Below are 22,050 nucleotides of genomic sequence, written 5' to 3'. Positions count from 1 at the left end.
GTAAAGCGGATAATTTTTAATTACCCGGTGAAGCGGGTGAGAATACTAACCAAAGTCGCAGATGTGCGCAAGGGCAATTTATTAACATTGTACTGACTGCGGAAAAAAACACCAAATTACCTTTGAATTCAGGATAACCAGCACGGCTCGTCTGCCAGTTATCCATAAATCATGGCTGTTCAGGCATCTTTGACTGCTTGCGCAATGCGATGGGCAAATTCAGTTACCTGCGCTTCGTCTTCCCCCTCAACCATGACGCGAATCAATGGCTCAGTTCCCGACTTACGTAACAGAACACGCCCACGACGCCCTAAGTGTTGCTCCACTTCCTCAGTAATGCGTTTTACTGTCTCATTTTCCAGTGGATCGCTGGAACCAGCAGCAAAACGGACATTCACCAGAATCTGTGGGAATAGCTTCATACCGCTGCACAAATCACTGAGGCTCATATTGTTACGAATGATTGCAGTAAGTACCTGCAAACCGGCTACGATGCCATCACCGGTGGTAGTGCTGTCCAGCAGAATCACATGACCGGAGTTCTCTGCACCGATACGCCAGCCTTTCTCTTGCATTTTTTCCAGGACATAGCGGTCACCTACTTTCGCGCGAACAAAAGGGATACCCAGTTCTTTCAGAGCGACTTCCAGACCCATATTGCTCATCAGAGTACCGACGGCACCACCACGTAGTTGCCCCTGACGTAAAGCTTCACGGGCAATAATATAGAGAATTTGGTCGCCATCCACTTTGTGACCATGCTCATCGACCATGATGATACGGTCGCCATCACCATCCAGCGCAATACCTAAATTGGCTTTTTCTGCCAGCACGCGCGCTTGCAGCATCGCCACATCGGTGGCACCACATTTTTCGTTGATGTTCAGGCCATTCGGCTCACAGCCTACGGCAATAACTGTCGCACCCAGTTCACGCAGTACATTTGGTGCAATATGATAGGTGGCTCCATTCGCGCAATCCACGACGATTTTAAGCCCACTCAAGCTCAGTTCGTTTGGAAAAGTCCCTTTACAAAATTCAATGTAGCGCCCGGCAGCATCAACAATACGACTGGCTTTACCCAGCTCGGCAGAGTCCACACAGGTCAGCTCTTTTTCCATTTCAGCTTCAATCGCTTCTTCCACTTCATCAGGGAGTTTCGTCCCGTCAATGGAGAAAAACTTAATGCCATTGTCATAGAAAGGGTTATGCGATGCAGAGATAACAATGCCCGCTTCTGCACGGAAGGTGCGTGTCAGGTAAGCAATAGCCGGGGTCGGCATAGGGCCAGTAAATGACGCTGATAAACCGGCAGCAGCGAGCCCCGCTTCCAGGGCAGACTCCAGCATATAACCGGAAATACGTGTATCTTTACCAATAATGATCTTGCGTGAACCATGGCGAGCGAGAACTTTCCCGGCGGCCCAACCCAGTTTCAACATAAAATCAGGCGTGATTGGGGCTTCACCAACACGGCCACGAATGCCATCGGTGCCAAAATATTTACGGTTACTCATAGCGTCTGTTTTCCTTCGCTGACAGGGTGGCTTCAACCACACGGATTGCTTCTACCGTCTCTTTAACATCGTGAACACGCAAAATTTGAGCGCCCTGCATGGCAGCGATCACTGCACAAGCCAGGCTACCACTCAGCCGATGTTCAGGGCCGACATTCAATAACTGACCGACCATCGACTTACGCGACATGCCTACCAACAGGGGTAAACCATAACAGTGCAATTCAGATAGGCGAGCCAGTAACTGGTAGTTGTGGGTGAGATTTTTACCGAAACCAAAGCCTGGGTCGAGCAACAATTTATCTTTTGTGATTCCTGCGGCTTCACAACGGGCGATATGCTCAATAAAAAAACGATTCACGTCATTAAAGACATCATCGTAATGAATTTTTTGCTGCATGGTACGTGGCTCACCCTGCATATGCATAAGGCAAACGGGTAAACCCGTTTCTGCTGCAGCTTGTAATGCACCCGGAAGTTGTAATGAACGAATATCATTGATCAGGTGGGCACCAGCCCTGGCGGAGGCTTTCATCACCTCCCCTTGCGAAGTATCAACTGAGATCCAGACTTCAAAACGCTGGGCTAATGCCTCAACGACTGGGATGACACGCGAAAGCTCTTCATCAACACTGACCTCAGCGGCACCTGGACGTGTTGACTCGCCCCCCACATCAATAATAGTGGCCCCTGCATTAATCATCATATTGGCGTGTTTGACGGCATCAATCAGAGCATTATGTTGGCCACCATCAGAGAAAGAGTCAGGTGTCACATTCAGTATTCCCATCACATGGGGATGCTGCATATCAAGCGTGACACCCTGCGAACGTAATAACATGTGTTTTGTATCCCTATGTTTGTAGCGGTAGCAGGAAGCTAGAGAATAACGCTGATATTACACCGCTTTTGGTATGACGTCGTTGTGCTTAGCGTCATTTGACGGGGTTTCATGACTCTGTGGGCAGGGAAATCCGGAGACCTGACAGATAAAAAGCCTTATTACTGGTATAAAAAAACCCGGGGACCTGTCCCGGGTTTTTGTCGTTTCAGAAGGGCGAACAGCCTAAAAGCCTTCTGGAGCGAGTCACAATTACTCAGACACTTTATTATCAGAGTCTGGTGCTTCTGATGGACGCTCGGCATTTGGCGTACTTGGCGTAGCATTGTTACTATTGCCAGAGTTACCTTTTGCCTTCGCATCATCATCCCAGCCAGCAGGTGGGCGAACTTCACGGCGAGCCATTAAGTCGTCAATCTGAGGAGCATCGATAGTTTCATATTTCATCAATGCATCTTTCATAGAATGAAGGATATCCATATTTTCATTCAGTAATTGACGCGCACGACCGTAGTTACGCTCAATCAGTGACTTCACTTCCTGGTCGATGATCCGTGCGGTTTCATCAGACATATGTTTGGCTTTAGCAACGGAGCGGCCCAGGAACACTTCACCCTCTTCCTCAGCATACAGCAGAGGACCGAGTTTATCGGAGAAGCCCCATTGGGTAACCATGTTCCGCGCCAGGTTAGTCGCAACTTTAATATCGTTGGACGCCCCGGTAGAAACATGTTCCACACCGTAAATAATCTCTTCTGCCAGACGGCCGCCGTATAGTGTCGAGATCTGACTTTCCAGTTTCTGGCGACTGGCACTAATCGCGTCACCTTCCGGTAAGAAGAAAGTCACACCTAATGCCCGACCACGTGGAATAATTGTCACTTTATGCACCGGATCATGCTCCGGAACTAAACGACCAATAATCGCGTGCCCTGCTTCATGGTAAGCGGTGGATTCTTTTTGCGCTTCTGTCATCACCATGGAGCGACGTTCTGCCCCCATCATGATTTTGTCTTTCGCTTTTTCGAATTCAACCATCGATACCACGCGCTTATTGGTACGAGCGGCGAACAGTGCAGCTTCATTGACCAGGTTGGCTAAATCAGCCCCTGAGAAGCCCGGCGTACCACGAGCAATAATGGCTGCATCAATGTCAGTTGCCAGAGGCACACGACGCATATGCACTTTCAAAATTTGCTCACGTCCACGCACATCAGGTAAACCGACCACTACCTGGCGGTCAAAACGGCCTGGGCGCAATAAAGCAGGGTCCAGTACGTCAGGACGGTTAGTTGCGGCAATGACGATGATGCCTTCATTACCTTCAAAACCATCCATTTCAACCAACATCTGGTTCAGGGTCTGTTCACGCTCATCGTGTCCACCACCTAAACCGGCACCACGCTGGCGACCTACTGCATCGATTTCATCGATGAAGATGATGCAAGGTGCCGCTTTTTTGGCCTGTTCAAACATGTCACGCACACGTGATGCGCCCACACCGACGAACATTTCAACAAAATCAGAACCGGAAATAGTAAAGAACGGGACTTTGGCTTCGCCAGCTATTGCCTTCGCAAGCAATGTCTTACCAGTACCTGGTGGGCCCACCATCAGCACACCTTTCGGAATCTTACCGCCCAATTTTTGGAAACGGCTCGGTTCACGCAGATACTCTACCAATTCGACTACGTCTTCTTTCGCTTCATCACAACCTGCAACATCTGCGAAGGTTGTTTTGATTTGGTCTTCAGTAAGCATACGCGCCTTACTTTTACCGAACGACATGGCACCTTTGCCACCACCGCCCTGCATTTGACGCATAAAGAAGATCCAAACACCTATCAGCAATAGCATTGGGAACCACGAAATGAAGATCGATGCCAATAAACTTGGCTCTTCTGGTGGTTCACCCACAACTTTAACTTGTTTGGTTAACAGGTTATCAAGCAGTTTAGGGTCATTAACGGGAATGTACGTCGTGTATCGGTTACTGTCTTTCAAAGTAACGTTGATCTCACGCCCGTTGATGCGTACTTCGCGAACCTGGTCCTGATTCACTTCCGACAGGAAAGTGGAATAGTCCACTCTACGGCTATTCGACTCGCTGGGCCCAAAGCTCTGAAATACGGTCATTAGCACGACAGCAATGACCAGCCAGAGTATTAGGTTTTTCGCCATGTCACTCAAGGGATTAACCTCACATTACAACTGTGTTAACAAACAGCGTCAGGGTACTATAGTTTACGCCCGGTCGCTACAATGTACACTTCACGTGAGCGGGCACGAGAAGAGTCCGGTTTACGAACTTTTACTTTCGTAAACAGGGAGCGAATTTCTCGCAGGTATTCATCGAATCCTTCGCCCTGGAACACTTTCACTACAAAACTACCACCCGGAGCCAGCACATCACGGCACATTTCAAGTGCCAGCTCTACCAGATACATTGAGCGGGGGATATCGACGGCTGGTGTCCCGCTCATATTCGGTGCCATATCGGACATGACAACCTGAACCTTACTATCACCAACGCGTTCCAACAGAGCTTTAACCACAAGCTCGTCACGAAAATCACCTTGAAGGAAATCTACACCAACAATAGGATCCATCGGTAATAGATCGCAAGCGATGATTCTTCCCTGACTCCCGATTTCAGTCACAACATACTGAGACCAACCGCCTGGAGCAGCACCAAGATCAACAATAGTCATTCCTGGCTTAAAAAGTTTGTCACTTTGTTGTATTTCATCAAGCTTAAACCAGGCTCGGGAGCGAAGCCCCTTTTTCTGTGCCTGAAGAACATATTTATCGCTAAAGTGTTCCTGGAGCCAGCGACTGGAGCTGGCAGAACGCTTTTTACCTGTCATCTCATTATCCAACGTTGTTCATCGTGAGCGGCAGGCTGTGTAAAAATCATCACAGCCAATTTGGCTATACACTGGAGATGGCGGTAGAATGAACCGTTTTCAATCCCAACGTAAGCAAAAATATACGATGAATCTTAGTACTAAACAAAAACAGCACCTCAAAGGTCTTGCTCACCCACTCAAACCAGTCGTTATGCTTGGCAATAATGGTCTGACCGAAGGGGTACTGGCCGAAATAGAACAAGCGCTTGAGCATCATGAATTAATCAAGGTGAAGGTCGCAACTGAAGATCGCGAAACAAAAGCCTTGATCGTTGACGCTATCGTACGTGAAACAAAGGCCTGTAATGTACAGGTTATCGGAAAAACGCTTGTTCTTTATCGTCCGACTAAAGATCGCAAAGTTTCTCTGCCAAAATAAAGACGTGTGCAAAATGCCACGCTCTGCCCGTTGATTAAAGGCCGCATAGCGGCCTTTTTCTTATCTTTACAATACGCAAGCTATTGAGCAAGCATAGTTGAAATTATAAATATTCCACTTTTAGAATTTCAAACTCAACATCACCACCTGGTGTGCGAATCACAACAACATCATCACACTCCTTTGCCACCAGCCCACGTGCTATTGGTGAATTAACAGAAATAAGATTCTGTTTAAAATCAGCTTCATCATCACCAACAATACGATAAGTCAGCTCTTCTTCAGTATCGAGATTTAACACTGTCACCGTTGCCCCGAAAATAACACGACCGTTATTCGGCATTTTCGTGATGTCGATCACTTGAGCGTTGGAAAGTTTCGCTTCAATATCCTGAATGCGCCCTTCACAAAAACCCTGCTGTTCACGCGCAGCGTGATATTCAGCATTCTCTTTTAAATCACCATGTTCACGCGCTTCGGCGATAGCGGCGATAATTTCCGGACGACGAACCGACTTCAGGAAATTTAGCTCTTCACGTAATTTTTCTGCACCACGTAAAGTCATCGGAATAGCTTGCATTTTATACCTCTTAAAATCGGTTCTGTGCGATTTAGTTAGCGCGCCACGCCAATCCAAGTGCGTAGCCTGAGTCCATATGCCCATCCCTGCCAACAAATGAAACAAAACGGCCCGAGGTAATACCCCAGCCAAGCAGAAGATTTCAAATTGTTCCCCATTTTACCCTGGAGTTAACCCAGGGTCATCGTTTACTTTGCACTGGGATGCACCGTAGTATGAGGATAATGTTTACAGGCCGTTACAACGAGATTATGCGATTTTCTAGAATTATCACTGGGTTAGCCACAATTATTGCGCTAAACGTTCAAGCTGCCAATGTGGAAGAGTACTTGTCACAGTTACCTGCTGGGGCAAATTTGGCTTTAATGGTACAAAAAGTAGGTGATTCTTCACCCCTTATTGACTATCACGGCCAGCAGATGGCACTCCCAGCCAGTACCCAAAAAGTGATAACTGCATTAGCGGCACTGTTACAGTTAGGGCCTGATTTTCGTTTTACCACGACGCTTGAAAGCAAAGCGCCCATTCAGAATAACATTTTAGATGGCGACCTGGTGGTGAGATTCAGTGGTGATCCGACGCTCACGCGTCAGGATATTCGTAATATGGTGACTACCCTGAAAAAAGCCGGGGTAGAGCAAATTAAAGGGAATTTGCTTATCGATACATCCGTCTTCGCCAGCCATGATAAAGGCCCAGGCTGGCCCTGGAATGATATGACCCAGTGTTTCAGCGCCCCGCCCTCAGCCGCTATAGTCGACCGTAACTGTTTTTCCGTCTCCTTGTATAGTGCCCCACAGCCAAACGATTTGGCCCATGTACGGATCGCCTCTTATTACCCGATTACCGTTTTAAGTCAGGTTAAAACCCTGGAAAAAGGTTCGCCTCTTACCCAGTACTGTGAACTGGATGTTGTCGTAGGTGATTTAAATCGCTATACCCTGACCGGTTGTATGCCACAACGGGATGAACCATTGCCTCTGGCTTTCGCAGTGCAAGATGGTGCAGGTTATGCCGGGGCTATTGTTAAAAAGGAGCTGGAACAAGCAGGTATACGTTATAGCGGCACCCTGTTGCGCCAGACCGACCCGAATGAACCGGGCACCATTATCGCCAGCAAAGCCTCTCCCCCGCTGAAAGACCTGTTAAAAATCATGTTAAAAAAATCAGATAACATGATTGCAGATACTGTATTCAGAACCATTGGTCATCAACACTTTGGGGTTCCGGGAACCTGGCGATCAGGGGCAGATGCGGTGCGACAGTTATTGCGCCAAAAAGCCGGTATCGATTTGGGAAATAGTATCGTCGTGGATGGTTCAGGACTGTCACGCCATAACCTGATAGCACCGGCAACGATGTTACAAGTCCTGCAATATATTGCTCAGAATGACAGTGAACTCAATATTATCTCAATGTTGCCATTAGCCGGGTATGATGGGTCACTACAGTATCGTGCGGGCCTGCACCAGGCCGGTGTGGATGGGAAAGTCTCAGCGAAAACAGGCTCCTTACAAGGGGTGTACAATATGGCGGGTTTTATTACTAGTGCTAGTGGCAATAAACTGGCATTCGTACAGTACCTTTCAGGCTATGCTGTTGAACCAGCAGACCAGCGTAACCGCCGGATACCTCTGGTTCGCTTTGAAAGCCGACTCTATAAAGACATTTATCAGAATAATTAACGATGAAATTGTTGATCGTCGAAGATGACCTGTTATTACAAGAAGGCTTGGCTATTGCTCTCGCCCACGAAGGCTACGTCCTGGATCTCGCCGCAACGGCGGCCCAGGCTAACCTGTTTATTCGCAGCGCGGAATACAGCCTGGTCATTCTTGATTTAGGTTTGCCGGACCAGGATGGTGCCACTCTGCTTCGTCACTGGCGCCAGCAAGGCATCAAAAGCCCGGTCTTAATCTTGACGGCACGAGATGCACTCGAAGATCGCGTAAATGGGCTGGACTCCGGCGCTGACGACTATCTGGTCAAGCCTTTTGCTTTAATCGAACTGCAGGCGCGTGCCAGGGCACTCATTCGCCGTCATCAAGGGCAAAGTGACAACCTGTTACAAGATAATGGGCTGACACTCAATCTTCAGACACAACAAGTGGTGCTGGATAATCAAGCTGTCGACATTACACCAAAAGAGTTTTCAATCCTCACCCGTTTAATGATGCGTCTGGGACAAACGGTCCATCGTGAAACCCTGCAACAAGATATCTATAGCTGGCAGGACGATCCCGGTTCCAACACGCTCGAGGTACATATTCACAATCTGCGACGGAAACTGGGTAAAGAGAGAATCAAAACAATACGGGGAATTGGTTACCGTCTGGAAAGCCAGCCATGAACAGCATGCGCTGGCGGCTGATTGCGATACTGGCATTTATTCTACTGTTTTTTCAAATCGCCAGCATCCTGTGGTTGTGGCATGAAAGTCAGGAACAAATCGCTTTTTTAGTTAACCAGGCACTGTCAAATTCAGTGAGTGATGCGAGGATCAAAACAGAGATCCGCGAAGCCATCGCTTCTTTGCTTATTCCCTCCGCGGTTATGGTCAGCTGTATTCTCTTTTTTTCTTTCTGGGCTATCACTTGGATCACTCGCCCACTGGAAAATCTACGAACCAGTTTGGCACATCGTTCACCGAGTAATCTTTCCCCTGTCCCTGAGTTTTCCCGGATGGAAGAGATTGTCGCGGTAACCAGCGGGCTTAATCAGCTGCTGGCGCGACTGGACAACCAACTGCAACAAGAGCGCCTGTTTACGGCTGATGCAGCCCATGAACTACGAACCCCTCTTGCGGGTATAAAACTGCATCTGGAGCTGATGGTAAACCAGGGCGTGATGCAAGCACCAATGCTGTTACAGCGAACAGACCAACTGATGCATACCATTGAACAACTGCTCATGCTGGCCAGAGCCGGACAAGCTTTAGTCAGTGGCCATTATCAGACGCTGAACTGGAGCGACGATATTATTAGCCCACTGCGGATGGAAATGGATGAGCTCGCGGTTCAGCGCCAGCAAACTATCAGCTGGCCCGCTAAAAGCGCCTGTAACACACAGGGAGACGCGATACTGCTACGTCTGATGCTTCGCAACCTGTTAGAGAATGCCTGCCGTTACGGCCCGGAACAGAGCGTTATTCAACTGTCGTTATCAGAACAAGCAGAAGGCGTGGTGCTCAGGATCAGCGATCAGGGGCCAGGTATTGCCGAACAGCACCGTCAGAATCTGACAGAGCCTTTCCGGCGTCTCGACAGGCGTTATGGTGGCAGTGGACTAGGGCTTAATATCGTTCAGCGTATTATCCATTTACATCAGGGCTCGCTGACACTGGATAACTGCCAGCAAAGTGGCGGCCTGCTAGCCAGCTGTTGGTTCCCGGGCAAGATTTAAGCCGGCGGAGTAAAAATGCCTGCGTATTCGCGTTACCAAAGATAAAAAGGCCGGTTCAACCGGCCCTTCTCATCCAGACGACTATTTCTGATAAATGATTTCGACACCTTCGTCGTCGTCTTCATCCCAGTCATCGTCCCAGTCATCTTCGGCTTCAGCTTCCATCTCGTCGAGCTGCTGACGATGGTAATCGTCCCACATGAACTCAACTTTTTCAGGTTGCTGAGTGATACTTGCAGACACGATAGGGTTAGCGATAATAAACGCCATAACGTCCCAGCAGAGGTCTTTCACCCCGACCTGACTTGCTGCAGAGATAAGATAATATTTTTCATCCCATCCTAATGCTTCAGCAATCGCTTTAGCTTTCTCTTCAGCTTCTGCTTTGTCCATCAAGTCGATTTTGTTAAAGACCAGCCAGCGAGGTTTGGCCGCCAGATCCGTGCTGTATTTTTCCAGCTCACCGATAATAACCCGTGCGTTCTCTACAGGATCAGAACCATCAATAGGGTCAATATCAATCAGATGAAGCAGTACACGGCAACGTTCGAGGTGTTTAAGAAAACGGATCCCTAAACCTGCACCGTCAGCTGCACCTTCAATCAGGCCTGGAATATCGGCGACGACAAAGCTCTTCTCGTGATCCATGCGAACCACACCCAGCGAAGGAACCAGGGTGGTAAATGGATAGTCAGCCACTTTCGGTTTAGCGGCAGAGACCGCACGAATAAAAGTGGATTTACCGGCATTTGGCATTCCCAGCATGCCAACATCCGCTAACAGCATCAGCTCCAGCTGTAACTCGCGCTGGTCACCAGGAGTCCCCATGGTTTTTTGACGCGGTGAACGGTTAACAGACGACTTAAAGCGGGCGTTACCTAACCCGTGCCAGCCTCCTTTACCCACCATGAGTCTCTGGCCATGCAAGGTCATGTCACCCATGGTTTCGCCGGTGCCTTGATCGATGATACGAGTTCCTACAGGCACTTTTACCGTGACATCTTTACCACGCTTACCAGTACAGTCACGGCTTTGACCATTTTGTCCACGTTCAGCGCGGAATGATTTTTCAAAACGGTAATCAATCAGGGTATTCAGGTTTTCATCAGCCTCAAGCCAGACATCACCGCCATCACCACCATCACCGCCGTCAGGTCCGCCCCTTGGGATATATTTTTCACGACGGAAGCTCACACAGCCATTACCGCCGTCACCTGCTACCACCAGGATGGTTGCTTCATCAACAAACTTCATTTTACTTCTCCGTAAATCATTCGTCCGAACGTTGTCCTGGGGTCATAACTTCGACTCTCTGCCGGCGTCCCCAAAGGCGGTGACCAATAGCGGAATACATCGCACCAGCCACCACGACAAACGCTCCAACGTAACCTAAAAGGTTAAGCTGAGGCATGGCAAAATAATCGGGCCAGCCCTGGGATAACAGGTCTGAAAAAAGCAGGGTAAACAGGGGTGTCAGTGTAATCAGAGCACTAACCTGTGATGCCTGCCAGCGCGCCATCGCCTCTGCCAGCGCGCCATAACCCACAATGGTATTCAAACCACAAAAAAATAAACACGCAAGCTGCCAGTCGCTCAATAAGAACAGGGTATCCAGCTTCGCCAGCGGCAATAATGCCACCGAACATAAAATATACAACAAAAGGAGGATCTGTTGTGAGGCCAGACGCCGTAATAATACTTTCTGTGCAACGCCGTAGGTCACCCATACCGTCGCGGCAAGAACACCTAAGATGACACCCAGCGTATAATCTGTCATGCGGGTGAAGATCTCTATCAGGCTGTTATTAAAAAACATAATCAGCCCGCACAACAACATCACCGCACCAGCAATCTGCGTCCCACGCATTTTCTCTTTCAGAATCACCACGCTGGCCACCATCATGCCAACGGGGGACAACTGACCAATTACCTGGGAGGCTGTTGGGCTAAGGTATTGCAAAGAAGAACTAAACAACAGGAAGTTACCAAGTAACCCACCGGTCGCAAGGACCAGAATAACCAGCCAGCGAGGCTTACGAAACAGACGAACAGGAGGTAGTTGTTTACGCAACGCAAGGATGATGCCCAACGCGATGCTCGCCATCGAAAAACGATAAAAAACGACCGTCGGGGGTTCCATTACTTCCAGCACTTGCTTCATCGCTATCGGTAAACTACCCCAACACATCGCTGTAATTAACGCTAAAACAATGCCAACCCCAGCCTGCTGTTTCATGCTCGTTATACCTGTATGATTTTTCGGATGCAGAATGTAAAAAGCCCCGCAATGTATTGCGGGGCTTACATCCGTTATCAGGACGCGAGAAACTTACTCAGCAACGATGCTGATATATTTGCGGTTTTTCGGGCCTTTAACTTCGAACTTAACTTTACCGTCAGCCAGTGCGAACAGAGTGTGGTCACGACCACAACCTACGTTGCTGCCCGCGTGGAATTTAGTACCACGTTGACGAACAATGATGCTGCCCGCTAATACTGCTTCACCGCCAAAACGTTTTACGCCCAGACGTTTAGCTTCGGAATCGCGACCGTTACGAGTTGAGCCGCCAGCCTTTTTATGTGCCATTTAATCTGCTCCTCTGTATTAAGCGCTGATGCCAGTGATTTTCACATCAGTGAACCACTGACGATGGCCTTGTTGCTTACGGTAGTGTTTACGACGACGAAACTTAACGATTTTAACTTTCTCGCCACGACCATGAGCAACAACTTCAGCTTTGATTACGCCGCCATCAACGAAAGGAACGCCGATTTTGACTTCTTCACCGTTTACGATCATCAGAACTTCTGCGAACTCAACAGCTTCGCCAGTTGCGATGTCTAGCTTTTCCAGGCGAACGGTCTGACCTTCGCTTACTCGGTGTTGTTTACCACCACTTTGGAAAACCGCGTACATATAAAACTCCGCTTTCCGCACTCGCCTTACATTGAATTCAGGCTGCGCTATAAATATTCACAATAGGGCGCGAATATTACGCAAATCCCGGCGCTTTGACAAGTGCGATTGTTTATTCCACAGAGAAAAAAAGTACAATCTGTGCCACCCCATTTATCTGTCTCGTATTTTAAGTACAATCTGTACTACAGTATCTCACCTACACCCTCTTGTTATGCCGTATAATTACGGAATAAATAGGACGAAAACCAGACTTTTGCGATGAACCTAGAAAAAATTAACGAATTAGCCGCGCAAGATATGGCGGACGTAAATGCGTCAATCCTGGAACAGCTGAACTCAGACGTTTCGCTGATTAATCAATTGGGTTACTACATTGTGAGTGGTGGCGGTAAGCGTATCCGTCCAATGATTGCTGTGATTGCGGCACGAGCACTGGGCTACCAGGGTAAAGCCCATATCAACATAGCTGCACTGATTGAGTTTATACACACTGCGACACTGCTACATGACGATGTTGTTGACGAATCAGATATGCGTCGTGGTAAGGCCACCGCGAATGCGGCTTTTGGTAATGCTGCCAGTGTGCTTGTGGGGGATTTCATCTATACCCGCGCCTTTCAGATGATGACCAAGCTTGGGTCCCTTAAAGTTCTGGAGGTGATGTCCGAGGCGGTTAATGTCATTGCTGAAGGTGAGGTCTTACAGCTCATGAACTGCAATGATCCGGATATCACCGAAGAGAGCTATTTACGGGTTATTTACAGTAAAACGGCGCGACTGTTTGAAGCAGCATCCCAGTGTTCCGGCATCCTGGCAGGTGCCAATGAAGAGCAAGAAAAGGCGTTGCAGGACTATGGGCGTTATCTTGGGACCGCTTTCCAGTTAATTGATGACTTACTGGACTACAGCTCAGATGGACAGACACTGGGAAAAAGTATTGGTGATGACCTCAATGAGGGCAAACCAACACTGCCGCTACTCCACGCAATGCGTCATGGTACACCTGAACAATCTCAGCTGATCCGAGAGGCGATTGAACAGGGTAACGGGCGGCATTTGCTGCAGCCTGTACTGGAGGCCATGGCAACCTGTGGCTCTCTGGAGTGGACACAGCGGCGTGCAGAAGAAGAAGCAGACAAAGCGATTGCTGCCCTGGCTGTTATTCCTGATACCCCCTACCGTGAAGCATTGATTGCCCTGGCTCATATGTCAGTGCAACGAGACCACTAATTCCTGCTCGCTTTAACGCGCCTCATGGCGCGTTAAAGCTTCCAATAAATAATTCAATTATTACAATCTTCGTCGCTAACACCCTTTATTTTCATCGATTGCATAGCAATTTGCGTGAAATGCCACAGATTTAATCACTCCAGATATTTACAAAAAGCATTTGGATGTTTTCGTGTTATAACTGTCCCTGACAGCCATCGTTATTTGGCAATATTTAAGTATAGTGATACTCACAGGGAGAAGTTATGACAAGTCAACATGTGGACTGGCACCCGGCAGATATTGTGGCTGGTTTAAGGAAAAAAGGGACATCACTGGCCGCTGAGTCACGTAAAGCAGGACTAAGCTCATCAACACTCGCCAATACGCTAACGCGCCCCTGGCCCAAAGGTGAATTGATTATCGCCGATGTACTGGGGATCAGGCCATGGCTTATCTGGCCATCACGCTACCATGACTCACGAACCAATGAGTTTATTGACAGAACGCTGCACATTCGCAAAGTTCGTACTCTCAGTATGCTGAACGCCCAAAACGTCAGCGAAATAGCCCGCGAAGACGACACACCACGCTGAGTCAGTCAGCACAATAACGCAATTTACTAGCCTTAAGCTAAACAGTCACAGGCCGGTGCGATGCGCCCATTAAGGGGGGATAACAATGCTTTTGTTATCCCCCTAAGCGATTGGGTAATATTATATTTTTATGCACGATGATTTATCCTTAATCAGGACATATATCACTATATGTTATAAAAATAAGGAAAATAAAAAATCGTTCCTATTCATAGGATATATTCACAGCAGACAGCTGTCAGTTATTATTGGTCTGTTTATTAATATAATAATATTGTACTTACTAACAAAAATAATCACATGTTGATTACTGAAAAAGTCAGTATCAGAATCCAGCCACGAAATGTACTCAGGAAGATTAAAATAACTTTAAAAACAGCAAGATGCAATATATCCATTGTGAAGATATTACGCTGTCATAAAATGCATAGCACTCATACTAATGATTAACTGTAAGCGCGATACTGTTATCAGAAACATATTTAAAGGCAATTAAACCGGGAATAAAAACACCTTTCACGAACGCCCCATCCCTGATGACAATAAAAATAAAATATCAATGTGTATAACAACAGCATAATACTCAGTTCGGGCATAAAAAAGAGGAGTGTGAAACACTCCCCCTCTTTACTATATCCATTATTCAGTCCAGGCAAGCCCAAACTTGCAATGCAGGATTATTCATTACCGCTGATACGCTCAATGTTCGCACCCAGGGCCTGGAGTTTATCCTCAATGCATTCGTAACCACGGTCGATATGATAAATTCGATCAACAATAGTGGTTCCTTCGGCAATGCACCCGGCCAGCACCAGACTCGCTGAAGCGCGTAAGTCTGTCGCCATCACCTGGGCACCAGAAAGTTTTTCAACACCACGACAAATCACGGTATTACTTTCAATCTCGGCGTGTGCCCCCATACGAATCAGTTCAGGCACATGCATAAAACGATTTTCAAAAATGGTTTCAGTGATGACACCAGTCCCTTCCGCAACCAGATTCAGCAACGTGAATTGTGCCTGCATATCAGTAGGGAAGCCTGGATGTGGGGCCGTGCGAACACTGACACACTTTGGACGTTTGCCATGCATATCAAGGCTTATCCAGTCATCACCGGTTTCAATGTCTGCACCCGCTTCACGCAGCTTCGCCAGCACAGCATCAAGCGTATCAGGCTGTGCATTGCGGCATACAATTTTACCCGCAGAAATTGCCGCAGCCACCAGGAAGGTCCCGGTCTCAATACGGTCAGGCAATACACGATAGACCCCCCCGCCTAACCGGGTGACGCCTTCAATGGTAATGCGGTCAGTCCCGGCACCACTGATTTTTGCCCCAAGTGTGTTAAGGAAATTCGCAGTATCGACGATTTCAGGTTCACGGGCCGCATTCTCGATGACCGTCGTTCCTTCCGCCAGAGTTGCCGCACTCATAATGGTGACAGTGGCCCCAACGCTCACCTTATCCATTACAATATGTGCCCCTTTCAGACGCCCTTCAACGGAAGCTTTGACATAGCCCTCTTCCAGTTTAATTTCGGCACCTAACTGCTCAAGGCCCGAAATATGGAGATCTACAGGCCGAGCACCAATGGCACAACCTCCGGGTAAGGAGACCTGCCCCTGTCCAAAACGTGCCACTAAAGGCCCCAATGCCCAGATAGAGGCACGCATGGTCTTTACCAGATCATAAGGGGCACAGAAAATATTGACCTTACTGGCGTCAAGAAAAATAGCGCCATTACGTTCCACTTTAGTACCTAGCTGGCTAAGTAACTTCATTGTGGTATCAATATCTTTAAGATGGGGTACGTTCTGAATTTCAACAGGCTCTTCAGCTAACAATGCGGCGAAGAGGATCGGTAACGCGGCATTTTTGGCCCCGGAAATGGTCACTTCTCCACTGAGCTGGGTAGGCCCCTGCACACGAAATTTATCCATTGCAACTGTTCTCTTTTAAATCAAAATAGTGGCCATCAACTTATGCTGACGGATTAAAAACCACTGAGCTTACGATCACGAGCCCATTCTGCTGGAGTATAAGTCTTTATTGAAACCGCATGCATACGATTATCAGCAATGAAAGGCATTAACGGGGCATAAACTGCTTGTTGTTTTTTTACGCGACTTAACTCGGCGAATAACTCACCCACCGCTATCACCTGGAAGTGACTACCGTCACCAGAAACGTGAACTTCTTCGAGGGGCAGTGCATCCATCAGCACGGCCTGGATTTCATGATTTTCCATGGCTATATATTCGTCGATTAGTGAAAAAGGGTTCTCATCTTAGAGGAAAGTGAGACGGGCATAAATAAGCAAAAAAAGCCCTTGAACAAAAGTATTCAAGGACTTTAATAATAAAGTGATGAAAATACTACGCGGTACGGCGTGGGATCAGGCTTTCAGGTAAATTGTAAAGCTGTACCAGCGTCTGCAAATTCTCACTAATCTGATACAGCTCAACCTCATTTCCCTGCTTTTTTGCCTCGGCGACCAGGTGAATCAAGAGCGCCAGGCCCGCCGTATCCACACGGGTTAACGCACTGAGGTCAAATGTCGTGACCCCCATAACCACTTCTTTGCGCTGTTCCCACAATGGTGACAGGTTTTCGCTATTCAGTTCACCAGACAGGCTTAACACCTGGGCATTGCGCTGCCAGCTTAAACTCGCGGCCATTATTTTTTGTCATCCAGGGTTATAGGCTGGCGAGAAATAGCCTGCAACTGGGCTGTCAAACCATCGATGCCCTTGGTACGTAGTAAATCGCTCCACTCACTTTGTTTGGTGGTAATCATACTAACCCCTTCCGCGATCATGTCATACGCCTGCCAGTTGCCAGTCTGGCTGTTTTTACGCCACTGGAAATCAAGGCGAATAGGAGGCCGGCCATTAGGGTCAGTAATCGTGACACGAATAGCGACAATGTCGGCATTTCCTAGCGGTTGCTCAGGTGCTATCTGGTAGCTCTGACCATTATAAAGCGCCAGGGCCTGCCCATAAGCCTGCTTCAGGTACTCACCAAAGGCCTTGAAGTAAGCTTCACGCTGGGCAGGGGTGGCATCTTTGTAATAACGGCCTAACACCAAAGCACCTGCATATTTGATTTGCACATAAGGCAGTAATTCTTCTGCGACGATTTGGCGCAAGTAATCAGGATCCTGACGAATTTTAGGTTGTTCCACTTTCAAACGATCAAACGTTTTCTGCGCTGCTTCATTCATCAGCGTATAAGGATTCGTCTGGTCCGCTGCCATAGCCAGTGGTGTGAATGCCAGCATGGCAATCATTATGAGACGCTTAAACATAATACTTTCCTCTTTAGTTAATTCGCCGCATTCCCATGGGGGGCAACGTCATGGTGCTCTGGAGTCACATTGCTGTCCGGGCCAGTAGATTCATTCCCACCATTACCGCTTTTATACAAGAACTGTCCAATGAGGTCTTCGAGAACTAATGCCGATTTGGTATCCTGAATGGTTCCTCCATCTTTCAGAATGCTGGAACCCAATTCTGGATCATCAAAGCCCAGATTTAATGCGAGGAACTGCTCACCCAACAAACCTGAGGTACGGATAGACAGAGAACTGGTATCCGGTATCTGGTTGTAGCGTTTTTCAATATCCAGCGTCACACGCGGCAGGTAAGTTTTGGGATCGAGCTGGATACTATCCACACGACCGATCACCACACCACCGAGCCGTACTGGCGAACTCACTTTTAACCCACCAACGTTGTCAAATGTTGCATATATCTTATAAGTCGGTTCACTACGTAATGAGGTGATATTGGCAACTTTCAGACACAGAAAAATCACCGCTGCCAGCGCCACCAGTAAGAAAAAACCTACCCAAACTTCCAATTTTTTTGATTGCATGAACTCAATTCCCAAACATCAGTGCTGTTAGCACAAAATCAAGGCCTAAAACGGCCAGTGAAGCGTGCACTACCGTACGTGTCGTTGCCCGGCTAATGCCTTCGGAAGTGGGGATCGCATCATACCCGTTAAACAGTGCAATCCAAGTTACCGTAATGGCGAAAACAATGCTCTTAATCACACAGTAAACGACGTCCGTGCGCCAGGATACGGCATCTTGCATCGCAGACCAGAAGAAACCAGTATCAATACCTTTCCAGCTAACACCAACCAGTTCCCCCCCCCAAACACCAACGGCCACAAAAATAAGTGTCAGTAGTGGTAAGGAGATGATTCCGGCCCAAAAACGCGGTGACACCACTCGCCGTAATGGGTCAACAGCCATCATTTCCATACTGGACAGCTGTTCGGTGGCTCGCATCAAACCTATTTCTGCGGTGAGTGCGGAGCCAGCTCGTCCGGCAAATAACAGTGCCGCAACCACAGGCCCAAGTTCACGCAACAAGGAAAGGGCCACCAGCATTCCCAGGCTGGATTCAGCACCATATGTTGTCAGTACCAAATAGCCTTGTAACCCCAGAACCATTCCAATAAACAGGCCCGAAACGACAATAATCAGCATCGACTGCACACCAACAAAATAGAGCTGGCGCATCAGTAACGGGGCATGTTTACGAAATTCGGGCTTTCCTATTAACGCATTGAATAACATTAACCCAGCTCGTCCAAAAGCAGCGCAGGTTTTGAGGCCTCGCCGCCCAAGAGATGCCAGTACATTTAGCAACATGAGCAGCTTAACTCCCTGTTCCAAATAAAAGGTCTTGTTGATAGTCACCGGCAGGATAACGGAATGGTACGGGCCCGTCAGCAATACCATCGAGAAATTGCCGTACTCGTGGATCGTGATTACTCCGCAGTTCGGCCGGACTTCCTTGAGCAACAATATGCCGATCAACAACGATATAAGCGTAATCGGCGATACTCAGAACTTCCGGTACATCATGAGAGACCACTACGCAGGTGATACCCAATGCGCTGTTTAATTCAGAGATGAGTTTAACCAGCACGCCCATCGTTATTGGATCTTGCCCAGCGAAGGGCTCGTCAAACATCACCAAATCAGGCTCGAGCGCGATAGCGCGCGCAAGGGCTGCACGACGGGCCATCCCACCAGAAAGCTCAGAAGGCATTAATTGGGCGGCACCCCGCAAACCAACAGCTTCCAGTTTCATCATCACCGTACTGTGCAGTAAAGGTTCTGGCAGTCTTAAATGTTCACGTAATGGATAAGCCACGTTTTCAAACACATTCAGGTCGGTAAACAATGCCCCCGACTGGAACAACATACTCATACGTTTACGTACAGCGAATAGTCGCGCCCGTGACATGGTGGGAATATTTTCACCATCAAACAATATTTGGCCACTATCTGGCGCAATTTGCCCACCAATAAGACGCAACAGAGTGGTTTTCCCAATTCCAGACGGTCCCATAATCGCAGTAATTTTACCACGAGGCACAGTCAGCGATATGTCATCAAAAATCTGTCGGTTGCCACGGTTAAAACTAACCCCGTGGACCTCTACAAGATTCGCCTCGGCCTGATTCATTGCCTTTCCTTTTTAAAGTCTAGAAGTAAGCATGGCCTGAAAAGGACATCACTACCCACTATTTTTACAGAATATTACCTGCCAAGGTTAGCGAAAGCAGGCATTTGTTTTACTTTTCTATCGCATAAAGTCAAAATTGGGAATAATAGGTGATGCTGATCAGTGTAAGCATTGCAGATGCCTCCTTGGTCCATGGTTGGCGACTATACCTTATAAAGGATTTGTCATGCTGTTAGCGATGGCTTTACTGATTATCGGCTTACTTTTGGTAGTTTATGGTGCCGATCGCTTGGTTTTTTCGGCAGCCATACTGTGCCGCAGCATAGGCGTCCCCCCTTTGATTATCGGTATGACGGTAGTCAGCATAGGAACATCCCTTCCTGAAATCATTATCGCCAGTGCTGCCGCACTACATGGACAACTTGATCTTGCTGTTGGCACAGCGATCGGATCAAATATCACGAATATCATGCTGATCCTTGGCCTTGCAGCAATATTGCACCCTTTTACCGTTCATTCCGATATTTTACGTCGAGAACTACCTTTAATGTTGTTAGTCAGCTTGCTGGCTGGCCTGTTTCTATTTGATGGTGAACTCAGTCAAATAAAAGGCATCTTACTGCTGGCAATAGCCGTGTTATATCTGGCATTTATCATTAAAATAGGGCGTATTGCTGAACGCGAAGGTATTGATAGCCTGACTCGCGAGCAAGCCTCAGAACTACCACAAGAGGGTAACTTGTCTGTGGCTTTCTTATGGTTAGGTGTCGCCTTAGTGACCATGCCAATTGCAACTCAGATGGTCATTGATAACGCTACTGTTCTTGCCAATTATTTCGGTATCAGTGATTTGGTCGTCGGCCTGACCATTATCGCCATTGGCACCAGCCTTCCCGAGCTCGCCACAACCATAGCGGGTGTACGTAAAGGTGAAAATGATATCGCGATCGGTAATATCATCGGTTCCAATGTGTTTAATATTGTCTTTGTTCTCGGGATCCCCGCACTTGTGGCACCTGGTAGTTTTGATCCACTCGCCTTTGCCCGGGATTACTGGCTAATGTTAACAGTAAGTGCTGTGTTTGCCATACTGTGCTGGCGTAAACCCCGTCAGGTCGGCAAGCAGATTGGTGCTCTGTTAATATGTGGGTATGTCCTATGGGTTATGGTGCTGTGGTTTTTTGCGCCGCCTGTCATCAGCTAGAACGGAAAAGAAAATTATGCTGCAGATAAACTTAGCAACGGATTTTGACTTTCAACAGGCAGGAAAAGAAGTCCTCAAGATTGAACGTGAAAGTCTGGCCCAGTTGGATCAATACATTAATGACGATTTTTCAAAGGTTTGCAACAAAATCTTTTATTGCACCGGCAAAGTCGTCGTCATGGGGATGGGTAAGTCTGGCCATATTGGTAAAAAAATGGCAGCGACGTTTGCCAGCACCGGAACACCCGCTTTTTTTGTGCATCCCGGTGAAGCCAGCCATGGTGATTTGGGGATGGTGACTCCTCAGGATATTGTAATCGCAATATCCAATTCAGGTGAATCCAATGAGATTCTGGCCTTGATTCCAGTATTAAAACGCCTGAAAGTTCCACTGATTTGCATGACGGGTCGGCCTGACAGCGCCATGGGACGTGCGGCGGATATCCACTTGTGTATTCATGTACCCCAGGAAGCTTGCCCACTGGGACTGGCCCCGACGTCAAGCACTACCGCCACACTGGTGATGGGTGACGCACTGGCGGTGGCACTGTTAAAAGCCCGTGGCTTTACTGCCGAGGATTTCGCGCTTTCCCATCCAGGTGGCGCTCTGGGGCGTAAACTGTTATTGCGAGTTAATGATATTATGCACGCAGGTGAGGATATCCCTCATGTCAGTAAACAAGCCTCGTTGCGTGATGCCCTGCTAGAGATCACCAGAAAAAATATGGGAATGACCGTCATCTGTGATGACCTGATGAAAATAGAAGGTATTTTTACTGATGGTGATTTACGTCGGGTATTCGATATGGGAGCCGACCTCAATACACTGCGTATTGCAGATGTAATGACACCTGGTGGTATTCGTGTTCGTCCTGGTACACTGGCGGTAGACGCGTTAAACCTGATGGAGTCCCGTCATATCACTTCGGTTATGGTTGCTGACGGCGACCATCTGTTGGGCGTAATACATATGCATGACATGCTACGCGCAGGCGTAGTCTAATAAA

General features: G+C 47.9%; 24 protein-coding genes. 8 read left to right on the top strand and 16 right to left on the bottom strand.

Features of this window, described 5'->3' with window-relative positions; all coding sequences use genetic code 11:
* Positions 1 to 179: 179 nt before the first annotated feature.
* The 4 genes from glmM to rlmE all read right to left on the bottom strand — a co-directional run bounded on the left by glmM (position 180) and on the right by rlmE (position 5,225).
* A complete protein-coding gene (gene glmM / locus JK154_RS14725) occupies positions 180 to 1,517 on the bottom strand; it encodes a phosphoglucosamine mutase (RefSeq protein WP_211993316.1) in 1,338 nt (445 codons plus the stop codon).
* On the bottom strand, positions 1,510 to 2,358 hold the full coding sequence (gene folP / locus JK154_RS14720) for a dihydropteroate synthase (RefSeq protein ID WP_211993315.1): 849 nt from the start codon (positions 2,356 to 2,358) through the stop codon (positions 1,510 to 1,512). The genes glmM and folP overlap by 8 nt, the downstream gene beginning before the upstream one ends.
* A gap of 252 nt (positions 2,359 to 2,610) precedes the next feature.
* Complete coding sequence (gene ftsH / locus JK154_RS14715; protein WP_211993314.1) at positions 2,611 to 4,539, bottom strand: ATP-dependent zinc metalloprotease FtsH; 1,929 nt, start codon at positions 4,537 to 4,539, stop codon at positions 2,611 to 2,613.
* Between the two features lie 56 nt (positions 4,540 to 4,595).
* A complete protein-coding gene (gene rlmE, locus JK154_RS14710) occupies positions 4,596 to 5,225 on the bottom strand; it encodes a 23S rRNA (uridine(2552)-2'-O)-methyltransferase RlmE (protein ID WP_211993313.1) in 630 nt (209 codons plus the stop codon).
* Between the two features lie 127 nt (positions 5,226 to 5,352).
* Here rlmE and yhbY point away from each other — a divergent pair, with 127 nt between their 5' ends.
* The gene (gene yhbY, locus JK154_RS14705; protein WP_211993312.1) at positions 5,353 to 5,646 is read left to right on the top strand and encodes a ribosome assembly RNA-binding protein YhbY; all 294 of its coding nucleotides are present in this window, start codon (positions 5,353 to 5,355) and stop codon (positions 5,644 to 5,646) included.
* Between the two features lie 103 nt (positions 5,647 to 5,749).
* Here the strand turns inward: yhbY and greA are convergent, their stop codons facing one another.
* Positions 5,750 to 6,226, bottom strand: coding sequence for a transcription elongation factor GreA (gene greA, locus JK154_RS14700; protein ID WP_211993311.1), 477 nt, complete (start codon positions 6,224 to 6,226; stop codon positions 5,750 to 5,752).
* Positions 6,227 to 6,477: 251 nt separating this feature from the next.
* Here greA and dacB point away from each other — a divergent pair, with 251 nt between their 5' ends.
* Genes dacB through pmrB form a run of 3 tightly spaced genes read left to right on the top strand, consistent with a single transcriptional unit; the run spans position 6,478 to position 9,628 of the window.
* Positions 6,478 to 7,911 (top strand): serine-type D-Ala-D-Ala carboxypeptidase, encoded by a 1,434-nt coding sequence (gene dacB / locus JK154_RS14695; protein ID WP_211993310.1) that lies wholly within the window; start codon positions 6,478 to 6,480, stop codon positions 7,909 to 7,911.
* Between the two features lie 2 nt (positions 7,912 to 7,913).
* On the top strand, positions 7,914 to 8,576 hold the full coding sequence (pmrA, locus tag JK154_RS14690) for a two-component system response regulator PmrA (protein WP_211993309.1): 663 nt from the start codon (positions 7,914 to 7,916) through the stop codon (positions 8,574 to 8,576).
* Positions 8,573 to 9,628, top strand: a complete 1,056-nt coding sequence (gene pmrB / locus JK154_RS14685; protein ID WP_211993308.1) for a two-component system sensor histidine kinase PmrB — start codon at positions 8,573 to 8,575, stop codon at positions 9,626 to 9,628. The genes pmrA and pmrB overlap by 4 nt, the downstream gene beginning before the upstream one ends.
* Positions 9,629 to 9,709: 81 nt before the next feature.
* Here the strand turns inward: pmrB and cgtA are convergent, their stop codons facing one another.
* The 4 genes from cgtA to rplU all read right to left on the bottom strand — a co-directional run bounded on the left by cgtA (position 9,710) and on the right by rplU (position 12,545).
* Complete coding sequence (gene cgtA / locus JK154_RS14680; protein ID WP_211993307.1) at positions 9,710 to 10,882, bottom strand: Obg family GTPase CgtA; 1,173 nt, start codon at positions 10,880 to 10,882, stop codon at positions 9,710 to 9,712.
* A 16-nt stretch (positions 10,883 to 10,898) separates the two neighbouring features.
* Positions 10,899 to 11,864, bottom strand: a complete 966-nt coding sequence (locus tag JK154_RS14675; protein ID WP_211993306.1) for a DMT family transporter — start codon at positions 11,862 to 11,864, stop codon at positions 10,899 to 10,901.
* A 93-nt stretch (positions 11,865 to 11,957) separates the two neighbouring features.
* The gene (gene rpmA, locus JK154_RS14670) at positions 11,958 to 12,215 is read right to left on the bottom strand and encodes a 50S ribosomal protein L27 (RefSeq protein ID WP_211993305.1); all 258 of its coding nucleotides are present in this window, start codon (positions 12,213 to 12,215) and stop codon (positions 11,958 to 11,960) included.
* An 18-nt stretch (positions 12,216 to 12,233) separates the two neighbouring features.
* Positions 12,234 to 12,545, bottom strand: coding sequence for a 50S ribosomal protein L21 (gene rplU, locus JK154_RS14665; RefSeq protein ID WP_211993304.1), 312 nt, complete (start codon positions 12,543 to 12,545; stop codon positions 12,234 to 12,236).
* A gap of 261 nt (positions 12,546 to 12,806) precedes the next feature.
* Between rplU and ispB the strand changes: the two genes are divergently transcribed.
* Together ispB and sfsB are read left to right on the top strand one after the other, a co-directional pair.
* Entirely contained in the window at positions 12,807 to 13,778 is a 972-nt protein-coding gene (ispB, locus tag JK154_RS14660) for an octaprenyl diphosphate synthase (RefSeq protein WP_211993303.1), read from the top strand.
* Between the two features lie 245 nt (positions 13,779 to 14,023).
* Entirely contained in the window at positions 14,024 to 14,353 is a 330-nt protein-coding gene (gene sfsB / locus JK154_RS14655; RefSeq protein WP_211993302.1) for a DNA-binding transcriptional regulator SfsB, read from the top strand.
* A 677-nt stretch (positions 14,354 to 15,030) separates the two neighbouring features.
* Here sfsB and murA read toward each other — a convergent pair.
* The 7 genes from murA to mlaF all read right to left on the bottom strand — a co-directional run bounded on the left by murA (position 15,031) and on the right by mlaF (position 19,839).
* Entirely contained in the window at positions 15,031 to 16,293 is a 1,263-nt protein-coding gene (gene murA / locus JK154_RS14650) for a UDP-N-acetylglucosamine 1-carboxyvinyltransferase (RefSeq protein WP_211993301.1), read from the bottom strand.
* 53 nt (positions 16,294 to 16,346) lie between these two features.
* Positions 16,347 to 16,601, bottom strand: coding sequence for a BolA family iron metabolism protein IbaG (gene ibaG, locus JK154_RS14645; RefSeq protein ID WP_211993300.1), 255 nt, complete (start codon positions 16,599 to 16,601; stop codon positions 16,347 to 16,349).
* Between the two features lie 127 nt (positions 16,602 to 16,728).
* A complete protein-coding gene (gene mlaB, locus JK154_RS14640; RefSeq protein WP_211993299.1) occupies positions 16,729 to 17,031 on the bottom strand; it encodes a lipid asymmetry maintenance protein MlaB in 303 nt (100 codons plus the stop codon).
* Positions 17,031 to 17,660 carry a phospholipid-binding protein MlaC gene (gene mlaC / locus JK154_RS14635; protein ID WP_211993298.1) on the bottom strand — a complete coding sequence of 210 codons (630 nt, stop codon included), beginning with the start codon at positions 17,658 to 17,660 and terminating at the stop codon, positions 17,031 to 17,033. Before mlaC ends, mlaB begins: the two co-directional genes overlap by 1 nt.
* Positions 17,661 to 17,677: 17 nt before the next feature.
* Positions 17,678 to 18,229 carry an outer membrane lipid asymmetry maintenance protein MlaD gene (mlaD, locus tag JK154_RS14630; protein WP_211993297.1) on the bottom strand — a complete coding sequence of 184 codons (552 nt, stop codon included), beginning with the start codon at positions 18,227 to 18,229 and terminating at the stop codon, positions 17,678 to 17,680.
* Between the two features lie 4 nt (positions 18,230 to 18,233).
* Positions 18,234 to 19,016, bottom strand: a complete 783-nt coding sequence (gene mlaE, locus JK154_RS14625; RefSeq protein ID WP_211993296.1) for a lipid asymmetry maintenance ABC transporter permease subunit MlaE — start codon at positions 19,014 to 19,016, stop codon at positions 18,234 to 18,236.
* 7 nt (positions 19,017 to 19,023) lie between these two features.
* Positions 19,024 to 19,839 carry a phospholipid ABC transporter ATP-binding protein MlaF gene (gene mlaF / locus JK154_RS14620; protein WP_211993295.1) on the bottom strand — a complete coding sequence of 272 codons (816 nt, stop codon included), beginning with the start codon at positions 19,837 to 19,839 and terminating at the stop codon, positions 19,024 to 19,026.
* 226 nt (positions 19,840 to 20,065) lie between these two features.
* Between mlaF and JK154_RS14615 the strand changes: the two genes are divergently transcribed.
* A complete protein-coding gene (locus JK154_RS14615; RefSeq protein ID WP_211993294.1) occupies positions 20,066 to 21,043 on the top strand; it encodes a calcium/sodium antiporter in 978 nt (325 codons plus the stop codon).
* A 16-nt stretch (positions 21,044 to 21,059) separates the two neighbouring features.
* Positions 21,060 to 22,046 (top strand): arabinose-5-phosphate isomerase KdsD, encoded by a 987-nt coding sequence (gene kdsD, locus JK154_RS14610; RefSeq protein WP_211993293.1) that lies wholly within the window; start codon positions 21,060 to 21,062, stop codon positions 22,044 to 22,046.
* Positions 22,047 to 22,050 lie beyond the last annotated feature (4 nt).

It is taken from the genome of Citrobacter sp. JGM124, assembly GCF_018257795.1.
GTDB lineage: Bacteria > Pseudomonadota > Gammaproteobacteria > Enterobacterales > Enterobacteriaceae > JGM124.
This window is presented reverse-complemented; position numbering and strand designations above follow the sequence as displayed.